Origin of the sequence: Streptomyces sp. SID9727, from assembly GCF_010550605.1 — a bacterium.
Lineage (GTDB): Bacteria > Actinomycetota > Actinomycetes > Streptomycetales > Streptomycetaceae > Streptomyces.
In genome coordinates, this window is the sequence record NZ_JAAGNI010000102.1 from 1 (window position 1) to 1,230 (window position 1,230).

Here is a 1,230-nt window from a genome sequence, read left to right on the forward strand (position 1 = left end):
CGGACGGCATCCTGCGCGTGCCGGTCGACGCCGAACTTCCGTTGGAGGAGGCGCCGTCGGCCCTGGCGCGCAACCGGGCGGGCGGGGCGCGCGGCAAGACGGTGATCGCGCTGCGCGGCTGACGCGCGGGCCGCCGGCTACTCCGCCGGACCGGGGCCCGTTCCGCGCAGCCGGTCCATCTCGCGGCGGTCCCGCTTCGTGGGCCTGCCCGCGCCCCGGTCGCGTACCGGGACCTGGATCGCGGTCTCACGCGGCGGCGGGGGCGGACTGTTGTCGATGAAGCACTCGGCGGCCACGGGCGGGCCCACCCGCTTCTTCACCAGCTTCGACACGACGACGATCCGGTCCCGACCCGCGTGCCGGAGCCGCACCTCGTCACCGACCCGCACCGACTGCGCGGGCTTGGCGCGTTCGCCCGCGACCTTCACATGACCCGCACGGCAGGCGGCGGCGGCCTGCGCCCGGGTCTTCGTGAGCCGGACCGACCAGATCCAGACATCGACCCGGACACTGCCCTCTGCCTGCGGAGCCTCACCCGAAACCATGCGTCCGACTGTAAGCGGTGGGCCCGGACGGTACGTTCCCGCGTCAACTCGACGCCTACGCGGTGCAGGTGAAGTGGGGGCGCGGTGAACGGCCCCTACGGCTCTCAGGACTCGGTCCGGGATCGGTTCGCTCTCGGTTGTCCCACATGCGGGCCGTGCCGCCGGACGGCCTTATCCGGCCGCTAACCTTACGTATCCGCCCTGGCCAGGGATCAATTCCCGCAGTACGGACATTCATCGCACCCAACTCACGCGAAAGGCTCGCCCATGGGCATTCGGAGCTTGCTGCGCAAGGTGTTCGGCCGTGACCGCACGGACCAGGACGACCCGACCACGGCCACGGTCCCGCCCCAGGGCGAGCACGCGAGTGCCACGGCGCCGGAGCCGGACGAGGCACCCGTCAGGATCTCGGTGCCCTCCCCCGCGTCGTCGGACGAGGACACGGAGACGCCCTCGTCCAACGCCAAGGCGGCGGACGAGGGCGCCAAGGCGTCGGACCTGGTGGCCGCGGCCTTCGACAACCCGGCCACGCCCACGGTCCCGGCCCAGGGCAAGGGCCCGGACGCGGCGGCGCCGGAGGCGGCCGAGCCCGAGGCGCCGGAGGCGGCCGCGGAGCCCGTCGCGGACCCCGAGCCCGTCGTGGAGACCGCCGCACCCGTGGCAGAGCCCGAGGCACCGAAGCCGG

General features: G+C 73.9%; 2 protein-coding genes and 1 pseudogene. 2 read left to right on the plus strand and 1 reads right to left on the minus strand.

Annotation, left to right across the window (positions count from 1 at the left end; all coding sequences use genetic code 11):
• The coding region (locus tag G3I41_RS05965) for a zinc-binding dehydrogenase (RefSeq protein ID WP_164399254.1) at positions 1–122 on the plus strand (122 nt) is incomplete at its 5' end.
• A gap of 15 nt (positions 123–137) precedes the next feature.
• On the opposite strand, the gene G3I41_RS05970 is transcribed toward G3I41_RS05965, so the two are convergent.
• Positions 138–545: a S4 domain-containing protein gene (locus G3I41_RS05970; protein WP_164399255.1), complete on the minus strand. Its 408-nt coding sequence runs from the start codon at positions 543–545 to the stop codon at positions 138–140.
• A 267-nt stretch (positions 546–812) separates the two neighbouring features.
• On the opposite strand from G3I41_RS05970, the pseudogene G3I41_RS05975 reads away from it, so the two are divergent.
• Positions 813–1,230 (plus strand): annotated as a pseudogene (locus G3I41_RS05975) (hypothetical protein); the annotation flags it as partial.

What these genes read in the sequence shown, in the direction of transcription:
- G3I41_RS05970 (WP_164399255.1), bottom strand. Translation starts at nt 545, where the DNA reads ATGGTTTCGGGTGAGGCTCCGCAGGCAGAGGGCAGTGTCCGGGTCGAT.